This is a genomic window from Pseudomonas sp. P105 (assembly GCF_032614175.1).
Lineage (GTDB): Bacteria > Pseudomonadota > Gammaproteobacteria > Pseudomonadales > Pseudomonadaceae > Aquipseudomonas > Aquipseudomonas rhizophila.
This window is the reverse complement of sequence record NZ_CP126693.1, coordinates 4,527,201-4,538,985: the sequence shown is the minus strand read 5'-3', so window position 1 is coordinate 4,538,985 and position 11,785 is coordinate 4,527,201. Positions and strand designations below refer to the sequence as shown.

12 protein-coding genes, 4 tRNA genes and 1 pseudogene are annotated in these 11,785 nt (G+C 59.9%); 15 read left to right on the top strand and 2 right to left on the bottom strand.

The annotated features are described in order from the left end of the window. Positions 1 to 103: 103 nt before the first annotated feature. Both QOM08_RS29195 and QOM08_RS29190 read left to right on the top strand, forming a co-directional pair. Positions 104 to 1,207: pseudogene (locus tag QOM08_RS29195) on the top strand (HAMP domain-containing protein); the annotation flags it as partial. After that, complete coding sequence (locus QOM08_RS29190) at positions 1,187 to 2,068, top strand: methyl-accepting chemotaxis protein (RefSeq protein ID WP_370695205.1); 882 nt, start codon at positions 1,187 to 1,189, stop codon at positions 2,066 to 2,068. The pseudogene QOM08_RS29195 and the gene QOM08_RS29190, both read left to right, overlap by 21 nt. A 79-nt stretch (positions 2,069 to 2,147) precedes the next feature. Here the strand turns inward: QOM08_RS29190 and QOM08_RS20350 are convergent, their stop codons facing one another. Next, positions 2,148 to 2,906, bottom strand: coding sequence for a hypothetical protein (locus QOM08_RS20350; RefSeq protein ID WP_076383820.1), 759 nt, complete (start codon positions 2,904 to 2,906; stop codon positions 2,148 to 2,150). 371 nt (positions 2,907 to 3,277) lie between these two features. On the opposite strand from QOM08_RS20350, the gene QOM08_RS20345 reads away from it, so the two are divergent. From QOM08_RS20345 to QOM08_RS20330, 4 genes are all read left to right on the top strand, one after another. Next, a tRNA-Glu gene (locus QOM08_RS20345) sits at positions 3,278 to 3,353 on the top strand. A 2-nt stretch (positions 3,354 to 3,355) separates the two neighbouring features. After that, positions 3,356 to 3,431 (top strand) — tRNA-Gly (locus QOM08_RS20340). A gap of 105 nt (positions 3,432 to 3,536) precedes the next feature. Continuing rightward, a tRNA-Glu gene (locus tag QOM08_RS20335) sits at positions 3,537 to 3,612 on the top strand. Between the two features lie 3 nt (positions 3,613 to 3,615). Further along, positions 3,616 to 3,691 (top strand) — tRNA-Gly (locus QOM08_RS20330). 60 nt (positions 3,692 to 3,751) lie between these two features. On the opposite strand, the gene QOM08_RS20325 is transcribed toward QOM08_RS20330, so the two are convergent. Next, entirely contained in the window at positions 3,752 to 4,621 is an 870-nt protein-coding gene (locus tag QOM08_RS20325) for a DNA-binding response regulator (protein ID WP_139049447.1), read from the bottom strand. Between the two features lie 292 nt (positions 4,622 to 4,913). Between QOM08_RS20325 and QOM08_RS20320 the strand changes: the two genes are divergently transcribed. From QOM08_RS20320 to QOM08_RS20280, 9 genes are all read left to right on the top strand, one after another. Beyond that, a complete protein-coding gene (locus QOM08_RS20320) occupies positions 4,914 to 5,108 on the top strand; it encodes a Flp family type IVb pilin (RefSeq protein WP_008070254.1) in 195 nt (64 codons plus the stop codon). Between the two features lie 156 nt (positions 5,109 to 5,264). Beyond that, positions 5,265 to 5,459, top strand: coding sequence for a Flp family type IVb pilin (locus tag QOM08_RS20315; RefSeq protein WP_256231535.1), 195 nt, complete (start codon positions 5,265 to 5,267; stop codon positions 5,457 to 5,459). A gap of 26 nt (positions 5,460 to 5,485) precedes the next feature. Continuing rightward, a complete protein-coding gene (locus QOM08_RS20310) occupies positions 5,486 to 6,016 on the top strand; it encodes a prepilin peptidase (protein ID WP_047228159.1) in 531 nt (176 codons plus the stop codon). A 2-nt stretch (positions 6,017 to 6,018) separates the two neighbouring features. Further along, positions 6,019 to 7,347, top strand: a complete 1,329-nt coding sequence (locus tag QOM08_RS20305; RefSeq protein WP_047228160.1) for an ATPase AAA — start codon at positions 6,019 to 6,021, stop codon at positions 7,345 to 7,347. A gap of 15 nt (positions 7,348 to 7,362) precedes the next feature. Then, complete coding sequence (gene cpaB / locus QOM08_RS20300; RefSeq protein ID WP_047228161.1) at positions 7,363 to 8,175, top strand: Flp pilus assembly protein CpaB; 813 nt, start codon at positions 7,363 to 7,365, stop codon at positions 8,173 to 8,175. Between the two features lie 76 nt (positions 8,176 to 8,251). Next, on the top strand, positions 8,252 to 9,589 hold the full coding sequence (locus tag QOM08_RS20295) for a TadE/TadG family type IV pilus assembly protein (protein WP_370695166.1): 1,338 nt from the start codon (positions 8,252 to 8,254) through the stop codon (positions 9,587 to 9,589). Between the two features lie 8 nt (positions 9,590 to 9,597). Then, positions 9,598 to 10,077, top strand: a complete 480-nt coding sequence (locus tag QOM08_RS20290) for a TadE/TadG family type IV pilus assembly protein (protein ID WP_047228162.1) — start codon at positions 9,598 to 9,600, stop codon at positions 10,075 to 10,077. Next, positions 10,077 to 10,571: a TadE family protein gene (locus tag QOM08_RS20285; RefSeq protein ID WP_160893091.1), complete on the top strand. Its 495-nt coding sequence runs from the start codon at positions 10,077 to 10,079 to the stop codon at positions 10,569 to 10,571. The genes QOM08_RS20290 and QOM08_RS20285 overlap by 1 nt, the downstream gene beginning before the upstream one ends. Beyond that, on the top strand, positions 10,565 to 11,785 hold the full coding sequence (locus QOM08_RS20280; RefSeq protein ID WP_047228164.1) for an AAA family ATPase: 1,221 nt from the start codon (positions 10,565 to 10,567) through the stop codon (positions 11,783 to 11,785). Before QOM08_RS20285 ends, QOM08_RS20280 begins: the two co-directional genes overlap by 7 nt.

Genomic DNA, 11,785 nt, shown 5'->3' with positions numbered 1-11,785 from the left:
GGCGCTGTAGCTTTTTGCCATTATTCCGACGCCAGCATCTTGTGTTACAGGGCATCTCGTTGCGAATCTGCAATCAACACACACTGGCAGAGGACTGGGCGCAATGATTTCGGCCGTGCAAAGACGTTTTGCCAACCTGGGTATGGCAAAGAAACTGGGCCTGGGGTTTGTCCTGGTGCTGCTGCTTACCGCCGTGGTGGCGGCCATCGGTGTCTGGTCCCTGCAGACCATCAGCTATCGTTTCGATGGCCTGAAACAGATGTCATCCCTCAATAGCGGCTTGCTCAAGGTCCGCCTGCTTGAGCAGGAATACGCCTTGCGCTCGGACCCGAAAACGGTCGATGCCTTGCGGCTGGGCGTGGACGGACTGATTGCCCAGGCCAACGAGCTCAAGGCGCAATCGGCGGCCAACGTGCCGGTGATGAACGACGTGGAGCAAGCCTTGGCGGCTTATCGCAAGGCGTTCGACGAATTCGTTGAGTTGAGCCAGAGCAAGGATCTGGCACTGGAAATGGCCAGTTGGTCAGTGTCCAGCGTTGCCAATAACCTGGATGTGCTGCAAGCGGGCCTGGCAGATGATGGCGCTTATACCCTGAAAGAGTCCGAAGGCAAGGAGGGCGGCGAGTTCATTGAGCAAGCCAATCAGGTCAGCGAAGTGTCTCGGTTGATGTTGCAGGCCATGAACGAAGCGCGGGTACGCCTGGATCAAAGCCGCAAAGGCTCTGAAGAGGGCGGCCAGGGCACTATCGAACAGGCCGAGCAAGCCATGAAGCAGGCCGAGGTGCTCAAGACCGCCGTCAAGGACCCGGGATACCAGACCGTGCTTAACGAAGTGGCCGGGCATATCGCTGGTTTCAACGAAAAACTCGCTGAATACACCGGCCTGCTGGCCCAGGAGAAAATCGTCTACCAGCAACTGCACGAGCGTGCCTCCCAGGTAGTGGAGCGGGTTGACCAGGCTTACACCGCCGAGGACGGTGCCATGCAGACGGAACTGAAGAAGAATTCGCTGCTGATCATCGGCTCGTCGGCCCTGGCGCTGCTGGTGGGACTGATTGCGGCCTGGGTCATTACCCGGTTGATCGTCGGGCCGTTGCGCAGCGTCATCCGTGTTGCACAGCAGATTGCCTCGGGCGACTTGAGTGCAACGGTGCAGGTGACGCGCCAGGATGAGATCGGTCAACTGATGCTCGCCATGCAACAGATGGGGGCGGGCCTGAGCAGTATCGTCAGCGGTTTGCAGGCCGGTATCGAACAGTTGGCCAACTCCGCCCAATCGCTGTCGGCCGTGACCGAGCAGACCAACCTGGAGGTCAGCAGCCAGAAGGAGGAGACCGAACAGGTCGCCACGGCCATGAACCAGATGACCGCCACCGTGCACGACGTGGCGCGCAATGCCGAAGAGGCGGCCCAAGCGGCCCAGACCGCCGACGATAAGGTTGAAAGCGGTCAGCAGGTGGTGCGTCAGAGCATGGTGCGCATTGAACAATTGGCCGACTCGGCCACTTCAGCCAGCAGCAGTATCGAAAGCCTCAGCGCTGAGATCCAGAACATTGGCACGGTGTTGAGCGTGATCAAGAGCGTGGCTGAGCAGACCAACTTGCTGGCGCTCAATGCGGCCATCGAAGCGGCCAGGGCCGGTGAGCAGGGCAGGGGCTTTGCGGTGGTGGCCGATGAAGTGCGGGCCTTGGCCAAGCGCACGCAACAGTCCACCGAGGAAATCGAACGCCTGGTGAGCGCCTTGCGCTCAGCAGCCCAGACCTCCGTGCAGCAGATCCAGAGCAGTGGCGAGCTGGTGAAGATGGCGGTCAGTGATGCCCTGCAAACCGAAAGCGCCCTGGGGAGCATTGCGGCGGCGGTGTCGCTGATCCAGCAGATGAATCAGCAAATTGCGGCGGCGGCCGAGCAACAGAGTTCGGTGGCTGAAGAGATCAACCGCAGTGTCACCAGCATCCGCGCCAGTGCCGATCAATCTTCCCTGGCGATGCAGGGCAATGCCGCGTCGAGCATTGAGCTGGCGCAGCTAGGGGTTGAGCTCAAGGGGATGGTGGGGCATTTCAGGCTGTGAGCTGTCGACGGACCCTGTGTAGCGAGGGGATAAATCACCTCGCTACACAGGAGTCAGGCTTGAGAGCCCAACCCGAATATCAGTCGTAAACCTTCTTCTTCTTCCACTCGTCGTTTACTTCGGCGTCCTTCAGCCCTTCGGTCAACTGGTTGACTTCGCCTTCGACCGGCTGGGTGCTGGCCAGAACCATGGCATTGGCGCGGGCCAGGAGTTTTTCCAGGTAGTCCAGTTGTTCGGCATAGACCTGCGGTTCCTGTTGCTTGCGCAGGTACTGCACACCCCGTTCGAACGCCAGGCGGGCCTGCCCCGGTTGTTCTTGCTGCAAGGCGTGTTGGCCGAGATTATTGAAGAACTCGATGTGCAACAGCACCAGAATGTGTCGCACTTCGCGGATCCAGCGCTTGGCTTCGTTGGGCGGCAGGAAACCATCCTGGGCGGCGCGGGTAATCTGACCGTGAAGGGCCTCGAGCAGAAACCGCACATCCTTGGCCTTGGCTTCGGTCTGGATCGGTGCCGGTGGGTTGTTCACCGGAATCGATTCACCCTGGGCGGCCAGCGCATTCAGTTCGTCCAGGCGCGCCTTGACCGCTGTATTGGTTTTCTCCAGGTTCAGCAGGCGCTGGCAGACGTTGATCTCAAGACGCGTGATCAACAGCTTCAGGGCCGGGGTCATCAATTGTCCGGGAAAGGTTTCAGTGAGCTCGCCACAACGACGCAAGCGGTCGTTGAGTTCAATCTTGGTACGGGCCTTTTCCAGCTTGTTGTTTTCCACCACATGGTTCATGTAGCCAATGGCGATCAACAGTGCGATCCCGGCTACGACGAGCAGGGTGATCATGAGTGGTGTCACCGGTAAGACCTCTTTATTGGGGTTCGCATATCAAGAGTGTAGTGGCTTGGCTTTTAAGCGCATAGGCCTGTGCGATGCGATTAGACAGGCGTGGCGCTGCGTATGGAAGTGCGGCGAATATGGATGCACATTGCCACTATTTGTCGGACACGACTATAACGTCTTGGCGGATGACAGAATATAGGCGCCAGAGACCGGACGGGCAAAATGTGCGAACAGCCCCTAAACCGGGCGAAGTCATTGATTTAAATAAATTTATATCTGGGGGTTGACGACCCAGCAATCCATCCATAGAATGCGCGCCACTTACAGCGTAAAGCACTTAGCCAAACGCGATAAGCAGTGAATGTTGTACGTGTGTCCCCTTCGTCTAGTGGCCTAGGACACCGCCCTTTCACGGCGGTAACAGGGGTTCGAGTCCCCTAGGGGACGCCAATGCGGGAATAGCTCAGTTGGTAGAGCACGACCTTGCCAAGGTCGGGGTCGCGAGTTCGAGTCTCGTTTCCCGCTCCAATTTTAAACAGCGTTGCCTTCGGGCAGGGCTGAGTGAAACCAGAACCGATATCTTCGGGTACGGATCTGGGCACTGGAACACACACCATGTGTTCCGGGTAGCGTGTCCCCTTCGTCTAGTGGCCTAGGACACCGCCCTTTCACGGCGGTAACAGGGGTTCGAGTCCCCTAGGGGACGCCATTTGCGGGAATAGCTCAGTTGGTAGAGCACGACCTTGCCAAGGTCGGGGTCGCGAGTTCGAGTCTCGTTTCCCGCTCCAAATTCAAAAAAACGCCGCTCATTGAGCGGCGTTTTTTTTTCGTCCGTGAAAAAGCGCGCTTCAATCTTCGAGGCTCTCCACCAGGCTCTCAAGTGCGTCTGCACGCTCGTTTTCCGGCAGATCGGGAGCGGGAATCACTGTTCGCATCTGCCGCGCCAGGCGGTATTCACTGGGTGTGCAGTTGGCGTACTGCTTGAAGGCGCGGGCGAAGTAGGAGGGATCCTTGAACCCGGCCTCATAGCCGATGCTGGTGATAGGCATCTGGCTATTGTCGAGCAGTTCCTTGGCAAAGCTCATGCGTTTGTTCAGTACGTAATCGGTGAAGCCAAGCCCGTTGGCTTCCTTGAACACGCGGCTGAAGCGAAACGTGGTCATACCGCATCGCTTGGCCAGGTCCCGCTGATCGATGCTGTCGCGAAAATGTTGGTCGATGTACAGCATGATATGGCTCAGGGCCTGGTGTTTCTGGTGCCCCGAGGTCAGGCGGATGCTGTCTGGCAGGGTTGGCGCGTGGTCGATCAACGAAGTCTTGCGCGGGCCACAGGTGTGGCGGCGTAACTCGCATAATTGCACCAGGGCAGTCAGGTAGCGCTTCCTCTCTGTGGCTGACAGGGGCAGTACCATGTATTCCCACACACTCGAGCGCATGGCCCAGACGGCCAGTTCTTCGGAGTGCTGCACGGTGAACATGGTGATGGGAGTGGCAGGGACGGTGCGTTTGATCTCCAGCAACCGCCTCAGGCCCGGCGTATCCGGGCGATCGAAATGGATGCAGATCATGTCCGCCTGTTCCCCGCCGGGCAGCAGGGCATCTTTTGCCTGGGTGCAGTCGCAAGTGTCCTCGAACTGGCTGACAAGTTCCGGGGTGGACCGATCGTGAGTCAGATCGAACCACAACAGCTTTGGCTTTCTAGTCAGATTCGACGGCATGTGCTTACCACTCAGCGTTGCGACTGCCCTTAAGCTAGCAGTATTGCCAATGTGCCATCACTTCGCCGAATAATTTTTTATAAAAAGCCGGTTTTTTAAGCGCCGTATGCTCAGAGCGGCAGAGCGCGAATCGTTGCGAGTTGCAATCGCAAGGCATGCCTGGCTCCCCCCGCAAAATAATCCTAGCGATGTGCAAAATCCTCCTAACGGCTATCCCCACCCGCTGACTAGGGTTGCATCAGGCAGTTGCAAATGTACTGCCTCTGAAAACAACCCTGATGAGGTGCGCAAAATGACTCTTCAAACAATCAAGGCTTCGGTGCTGAAGTTCGCCAAAGATGAAGACGGCCTGACCATTGTGGAATACGCCGTGGCCGGTGGGTTGATTACGGTGTTGGTGGCCGCCGCCTTCGTTCTTCTGGGCGGTGCCGTGAATACCAAGATCCGCGCGCTGTGCCAGGCCGTCAACGGCAACGTTGCCTGCTGATAGCGATAACTGCGCGGGGACACGGCAGCTTTCAAGGAAGCCTCGCTTGCGACTCTTTTGCTGTGAGTACAACGAATCACTCAAATGGACTTGGCGTTGTCCCCGACAACTCAGTTCATGGCGGTACAACCTTTATTCAAAGGTGAGGTGAAAAAAATGACTCTGCACACAATAAGAACTGCGATCAGCCGGTTCGCCAAAGATGAAGATGGCCTGACCATTGTGGAATACGCCGTCGCGGGAGGTTTGATCACGGTGTTGGTGGCGGCAGCCTTCGTTCTTCTGGGCGGCGCGGTGGACACCAAGATCCGTGCGCTGTGCCAGGCCGTCAACGGCAACGTGGCCTGCTAACGATAACTGCAACAGGGAGACGCGCCATGTCCATGGAATTGCTGGTGTCGACGGTGCTGCTGCTAGGACTGCTGGGTGTGGCGGTGGTGAGCGATTTGCTTCGCCACCGCATCCCCAACACGCTGGTCCTGTTGGGCCTGGCCTTGGGTTTGGCCGGTCAGACTTATACAGGCGGGATCAGCGGAACGGGCGACAGCCTGCTGGGCATGCTGGTCTGTTTTGCGCTGTTTTTGCCCATGTATGCGGTGGGTGGCATGGCCGCCGGAGACGTCAAGTTGATGGCCATGGTGGGCAGTTTCCTGCCGGTTCATTACGCATTGTGGGCTGCGCTGTTCAGTCTGATTGCTGGTGGCGTGTGCGGTTTTCTGATCGTGCTGGCCCGCGGTCAGTTGCTCCAGACCCTCCAGCGTTACTGGCTGATCGTGCGGGCCCAGGCTTACCTGGCACCTACCGCGGATGAAGTGGCCGGCAAACCTTTTCCTTATTCGATCGCGATCCTGATCGGCACCTTGAACAGCGTCTACTGGCAGCTGATTGCCGATGGCTGGGGAGTCTAGTCATGCACGTCATCAACGATAGTGATGCCTACCCCAGTGAACGGGAAGCGGTGCAACGCCTGGCACCTCAGCCATGCACGATTCAAGACACCGGCCTGACCGACAGTTTTCTCGGCGAGCTGGTCTGCAAGCATCTGCACGACGCCGGTGTGTTGGACCTGCCGCGGCTGGTGGAACGCCTGGCGCTGACTGGCGCGGTACTGGAAGAAGTCCTGGCGTTCCTACGCAAGGACGGTCGTGTCGAAGTGCTCGGCCAGCTCGGGCAAACAAGTGTGCAGGCCTTGCGTTACGGCCTGACCGAACGTGGCCGCAGTGCCGCCCGCGATGCCCTGTCTCGCAGTGGCTATATCGGTGCGGCACCTTTTCCGGTGAGTAGCTATCGGTCCCTGATCAAGATCCAGACCATTCACCATGGGCGTATCACCGCCACCGACATGCAACGGGCCCTGGCCGGCATGGTGCTGTCGCAAGGCATGCTCGATCAGTTGGGCGTGGCACTGAATTCAGGGCGGGCGATCATGATTTACGGCCCGGCGGGCACTGGCAAGACCTATGTCAGCAGTCGTCTTATCCGCCTGTTCGCCGAGGCCATCTGGGTGCCCCATGCCATCGTCATCAACGAGTCGGTGATCGAGATCTACGACCCGCAAGTGCATCAGCGCCTGGATGACAAGAGTCAATCGAACAATCTGATGCTCAATGAAGGCATCGACCGTCGGCTGCTGTGCTGCAAACGCCCGATTGTCATCACGGGCGGCGAGTTGAACATGGAGCAGTTGGATGTTCGCTATGACCCTTTTACTCGCCAGTACCAGGCCGCGTTGCAGCTCAAGGCCAGCAACGGCCTGTTCATCATCGATGACATGGGACGCCAGCGCATGGCCCCGGCCGAATTGCTCAACCGCTGGATCGTGCCGATGGAAGAGAAGCGCGACTTCATCAACCTGGGCGGTGGTCGCCATTGCGAATTGCCGTTCGATCTGGTCCTGGTGTTTTCCACCAACCTCAACCCCCTGGAACTGGCTGACGAGGCCTTTCTGCGCCGCATTGGCTACAAGGTGCAGTTCGGTTACCTCAAGCCCGAAGAATACGAGCGCATCTGGCGCCAGGAGTGCGAACGTCTGGGCATTCCCCATGACCCGCTGCTGGTGCGCTATGTGCTGCAGCAGCTTTATGCCGGCGAGGGCATGCCGCTGGTGCCTTGCCATCCCCGTGACCTGTTGAACATGGCGCTCGACCGCCAGCGTTACCTGGGCGGTTCCGGGCCCCTGTTGCCGCAAGAGCTGGAATGGGCCTGGCACAACTACTTCGTTCAGCTCGACTTCCTTTGAATCGGAGATACCGACATGAGCTCTCGTACGCTTTCGCTGATTGGCGTTTCCCTGGTAATGGGCCTGGGTGCCGCATGGATGGCTGACTCCTGGCTGAGCGCACGACTTAACGCCAAACCCGATGACCACTTGCGAAGTGTGGTGGTCGCCACCGTACCAATTCCCTTCGGGCAGATGGTCGAGGCCCAACAGGTCACGACCGTGCGCATGCCCATGGATACGATCCCGGACGATGCCTTTGACTCCAGCGAACAGGCCGTGGGCAAGATCGCAACGTTCGACATTCTGCGCGGTGACATCGTGCGGGGCGCGCGTCTGAGTGAGCACCTGGGTGGCAGCACCCTGGCGTCTCTGATCGATCCTGACAAACGCGCCATATCGGTACGGGTCGATGATGTGGTCGGTGTGGGTGGGTTCCTGTTGCCGGGGAACCGGGTCGACGTGCTGGCAACCAAGACCACCAGCGCCGGCAGTAACAACGCCGTGTCCCGGACCATTCTTGAAAACCTGCGGGTGCTGGCGGTGGATCAGACGGCGGGCACCGACAAGACCCAGCCGGTGGTGGTAAGGGCCGTGACGCTGGAAATGTCGGCCACTGAAGCGGAGGCCCTGGTGACTGCGCAGACCGAAGGCAAGTTGCAACTGGCCTTGCGTAACCCGCTGAACCTGGAGAAAAAAACCGTGGTCGTGGCGCCCCCTCCGGCTCCGGTGATGGCGGTGGCGACTGCTGCGGTGCCAAAGCCCGTGGTGCAGCGCAGCCCCAAAGCGCAGGCCAGCGGGATCACGGTGATCCGTGGAGTTGAAAGCAGCGTCGTCAACGTTCACTGAAACGCGTAGAAAAATGCCTGGTCCCTTCGGCCATGGCGATGCCGATCCTCACGTGTCGGCAAACGAGGGCTCGATCATGAATCCCAGTATCCGGCAGCCTGTCACTGCGACGTCTCGGCGCCAGGAAGGAGCAGTGAGTGTATTGATGGTGATCGCGTTAATGGCGATTTCCATGATGGCGGCATTGGCCCTGGATGGCGGACACATGCTGCTGAACAAGACCCGTCTGCAAAATGCCGTGGATGCCGCGGCCCTGAGCGGCGCCAAGACCCTGAGCCAGGTGACGGGAGGGCTCAACATGGCCAGCACGACTCGGGCCGCTGCCCTGGACACGCTGACACGCAATGCCGACGCTGCGGGCAACGCTGAACTGGCAACCGCTGTCGCCGGCAACCCGGCTGCGTTCGCCGCAGTGGAGCTGGCCAGCAGCGTTTATGGCCCGTTCTCCTATCCTGGGCCGGCGGATGCCAAATACGTGCGAGTGTCTGTGTCCAGCTATCGGTTGAGCGGTTTTTTCTGGAGTTTCGTTCAAACGATGGGTACTGCCGGCCTGGGCAACAAGGCCGTGGCGGCGATCGCCACCGCAGGCCCCAGCCCGACGGCTCCGTGTGATCTGGCGCCCTTGATGGTCTGCGGCGACACCAGCCAATACGACCCGGCTGCCGGGAATTTCTGGAGTTACCGCTTTGGAGACCTGACGGTGCTGAAGACGGCCGCGGGCAACACGTCGCCCATTGGCCCGGGCAATTTCCAACTGCTCGATTTCGGCTCCGGCGGCAGTGCCGTGCGCGAAGACCTGGCGGGCGGCGGTTCGGTCTGCCGCAGTGTCGGGGACAACGTCCAGACCGCACCGGGCAACAAAGCCGGCCCGACTTCCCAGGGCTTGAACACGCGATTCGGTATCTATAACGGTCCGGTCAGTTCTTCGGACTATCCACCCGACCTGGTCACCACTTCGAGCAACCCGGCGATGACCTATAACGATTCGCTCTCCCAGGCGCAATACAAAGGACAGCCCATTACTTCGAGCAGCGGTGATCTCTCGGCCGGCGGCGAGGCAATACTGGACTACAACGACTGGCGAACAGCAGTTGCCGCCTGTGTGGCCGGAGCTGGCAATGGCTGTGAGAGCAACGGGGTTTTCGAACGGCGGATGCTCAAGATCGTGATCGGTGACTGCACCGGCAAACTGAGCGGTTCTACCTCGATTCCCGTCCTGGGTTTTGGCTGCTATTTCGTCGTGCAACCGGTGAATGGCGGAGGTTCGGACTCCATCATCTTTGGCCAGTTCGTCCAGGAATGCGAAGGCGATAATGTGCCCGGCCCCACGCCGGTCAGCGATACCGGGCCGCAGGTCATTCAGCTCTACAAAACCTATCTCAACGGCAGCGGCACTCCGAGCACCGACTCGTAGGAGGCGTCATGAGACTTGCCCATTTCAAACCCGCGCAGGCCCAGCAAGGCGTGGCGCTGGTGGAATTCACCCTGGTGCTGCCGTTGTTGTTGCTCCTGTTGCTGGCTTTTGGCGAGTTCGGCCGCATGCTCTTCCAATACAACGTGCTGCTACAGGCCAGCCGTGATGCCAATCGATTCGTCGCCAGCCAGGCCTGGAATACCACCCTGGGCACCATTGCCCTGAACAACACGCTGCAGACCCAGACGAAAAACGTCGCGGTGTATGGCACCCCGAGCCAGGCCGGCACCGCTGTGGTGGCCGGGTTGACCACGGCTAACGTGGAGGTCGCGGCGGTGGGGGCTGACCATGTGCGTGTCACCATCACCTACACCTTTTGCCCGGTGATTGGAGCGGGCAATTGCGGCGGAACAATTCCCGGTTTTTTCGGCAGTGCCATTGCGCTGGGTATCCCACTGGTCGCGACCACCGTCATGAGGGCGTTGTGATGAACAACAAGCACATGCAAGGCACCTATATCGTGGAGTTCGCCTTCGTTGGCCTGCTGGTGTTCATCCTGCTGTTTGGCGTGCTGGAGATGGGCCGGCTGTATTTCACCGCCAATGCCTTGGATGAGGCCGCGCGGCGCGGTGCGCGTCTGGCGGCGGTGTGCAACATCAACGATCCGGTGGTGTTGCGCCGGGCCATCTTCAACGCCGCGACGGACGCAGGCACCAGCCAATTGATCAGCAGCCTCGCCACCTCGAACCTGGCGCTGACCTATCTGGATGTGAACGGCGCGGTGGTGGCGAACCCCGCCGACACGGTCAGCGCCAACGGCTTCCGCGCTATCCGTTACGTCCAGTTGAGCGTGCAGAACTTCGTTTTCAATCTGTTCATTCCTGGGTTTGGCGTGCCCATTACCTTGCCCACATTCAGGGCGACCTTGCCACGCGAAAGCCTTGGGCGTCATTCCGATTCCGGGGAGATCACACCATGCTGAATACCAGGGAAACTCCACTGTCGACCGTCACCGGCAAAGCCGGGCTGCGGTTACTGATCAGCAGCCGTGACGCTTCGTCCCTGCGCGACTTGCAATGCGTCTGCCAGCGCATGCCTTGCCTGGAAGTGAGCACGCGCCTGGTGAGCAACGGCCATGTCGATCCGCTCTATGGCCTGGAGCGAATGCCCGATCTGCTGTTGTTGCGGGTCAGTCACTTGTGGCGCGAAGAGCTGGCGGCGTTGCTGCAGCGGCCTGCCCATGAGCGTCCACCGATGCTGGTGTGCGGTCTGATGGGCGAGCAGGAAGGCATGCGGCTGGCAATGCAGGCCGGTGCCCGGGACGTGCTGCCCGAGCCTTTCGCCGAGACGGAACTGGTGGCCGCCCTGAATCGTCTGGTTGCGGAGGTCCGCGTCGGCCACGGCGCCGAGGGCAAGCTGGTCGCCGTGATCGGCGCCAAGGGTGGTTCCGGTGCAACGCTGGTGGCCTGCAATCTGGCCCAGCAACTCAGCGCCCAGGCAGGAACCACTCTGCTGCTGGATATGGACCTGCAATTTGGCAGCGTGACCCACTATCTGGATGTGGCCCAATCCCATAGCCATCTGCAAGTGCTGCAACAGGTCGAGGACCTGGACAGTATTGCCCTGCGGGGTTTTTGCAGCCACTTCAGTCCGACCCTGCACGTGCTGGGTGGCCGTAGCGGCGAGTTGTGCCTGCCACAGGACGCCCAGCCGGAACAACTCGACGCCTTGTTGCAATTGGCCCGTGCCAGCTATGACTGGGTGGTAGTGGACCTGCCGCGTCAGATCGACCACCTCACCGGCTCTGTGCTGGAGCAGGTCGACCGGGTCTACGTGGTGGTTCAACAAAGCGTCAGCCATCTGCGCGATGCCAGCGCCCTGGTGCGGATTCTTCGCGAGGACCTGGGCGTGCGCGGGGACCAGTTGCAGGTGGTGGTCAACCGCTATGACAAGGCGGCTGCGGTCAGCCTCAAGGATGTCGCAGAAGCCCTGCGGTGCACCAACCTGTCGAAATTACCCAATGACTTCAACCTGGTCAGCCAGAGTCAGAACACTGGCGTGCCGTTGGGGCTGCATGCGCCGAGGGCGGCCATCACCGTTGCCCTGCGCGATTTGACCGAAGACCTGGTCGGTCACCAGATGGCCGCAGACAAAGGCCTGCTCAAACGTGCCTTCAACCGTTTTTTCGGGGGATGA

What these genes read in the sequence shown, in the direction of transcription:
- QOM08_RS20325 (WP_139049447.1), bottom strand. Translation starts at nt 4,621, where the DNA reads ATGCCGTCGAATCTGACTAGAAAGCCAAAGCTGTTGTGGTTCGATCTG.
- QOM08_RS20350 (WP_076383820.1), bottom strand. Translation starts at nt 2,906, where the DNA reads ATGATCACCCTGCTCGTCGTAGCCGGGATCGCACTGTTGATCGCCATT.
- QOM08_RS20295 (WP_370695166.1), top strand. Translation starts at nt 8,252, where the DNA reads ATGAATCCCAGTATCCGGCAGCCTGTCACTGCGACGTCTCGGCGCCAG.
- QOM08_RS20290 (WP_047228162.1), top strand. Translation starts at nt 9,598, where the DNA reads ATGAGACTTGCCCATTTCAAACCCGCGCAGGCCCAGCAAGGCGTGGCG.
- QOM08_RS20280 (WP_047228164.1), top strand. Translation starts at nt 10,565, where the DNA reads ATGCTGAATACCAGGGAAACTCCACTGTCGACCGTCACCGGCAAAGCC.
- QOM08_RS20310 (WP_047228159.1), top strand. Translation starts at nt 5,486, where the DNA reads ATGTCCATGGAATTGCTGGTGTCGACGGTGCTGCTGCTAGGACTGCTG.
- QOM08_RS29190 (WP_370695205.1), top strand. Translation starts at nt 1,187, where the DNA reads ATGCTCGCCATGCAACAGATGGGGGCGGGCCTGAGCAGTATCGTCAGC.
- QOM08_RS20315 (WP_256231535.1), top strand. Translation starts at nt 5,265, where the DNA reads ATGACTCTGCACACAATAAGAACTGCGATCAGCCGGTTCGCCAAAGAT.
- QOM08_RS20320 (WP_008070254.1), top strand. Translation starts at nt 4,914, where the DNA reads ATGACTCTTCAAACAATCAAGGCTTCGGTGCTGAAGTTCGCCAAAGAT.
- cpaB (WP_047228161.1), top strand. Translation starts at nt 7,363, where the DNA reads ATGAGCTCTCGTACGCTTTCGCTGATTGGCGTTTCCCTGGTAATGGGC.
- QOM08_RS20285 (WP_160893091.1), top strand. Translation starts at nt 10,077, where the DNA reads ATGAACAACAAGCACATGCAAGGCACCTATATCGTGGAGTTCGCCTTC.
- QOM08_RS20305 (WP_047228160.1), top strand. Translation starts at nt 6,019, where the DNA reads ATGCACGTCATCAACGATAGTGATGCCTACCCCAGTGAACGGGAAGCG.